The sequence below is a fragment of the Pseudomonas guariconensis genome (assembly GCF_015680235.1).
In the GTDB taxonomy this organism is placed as follows: domain Bacteria; phylum Pseudomonadota; class Gammaproteobacteria; order Pseudomonadales; family Pseudomonadaceae; genus Aquipseudomonas; species Aquipseudomonas guariconensis_A.
The window spans coordinates 1-364 of record NZ_JADLJL010000094.1 but is presented as its reverse complement, the minus strand read 5'-3'; the positions used below and the strand labels follow the sequence as shown (position 1 = coordinate 364).

General features: G+C 53.0%; 1 protein-coding gene. It reads left to right on the top strand.

Annotation, left to right across the window (positions count from 1 at the left end; all coding sequences use genetic code 11):
- Nucleotides 1-18: 18 nt before the first annotated feature.
- The coding region (locus IRZ56_RS22970) for an immunoglobulin-like domain-containing protein (RefSeq protein ID WP_196147032.1) at nucleotides 19-364 on the top strand (346 nt) is incomplete at its 3' end.

The following is a 364-nucleotide window of genomic DNA, read 5'->3' as shown; positions in this document are numbered from 1 at the left end:
ATCGTCAGCAAAGGCGACGTGACTGAAGATCAGCAGCCAACCTTCACCATCCGGATCAGCGAAAAACTCGATCACGATGTCACCGTCACGCTGAGCAACAACCAGCAAGTCGTCATCCAAGCTGGCAAAACTGAAGTCGATTATTCGCTGCCAGCTCAAGGTGATGATGTATTCAAAGACGCGGGTGAAGTTTCACTGGGCGTCACCGATGCGAGCGTCGACGGTAAGCAATTCGAGAATCTGCAACTGGGCGACGACGCTACGGTCAAGATTACCGACACCGTCAGCGAAGTAACCGCCACATTGTCTGTGGATAAATCCACTGTCGCTGAAGGTGGCGAGATCACCTACACCGTCACGCTGA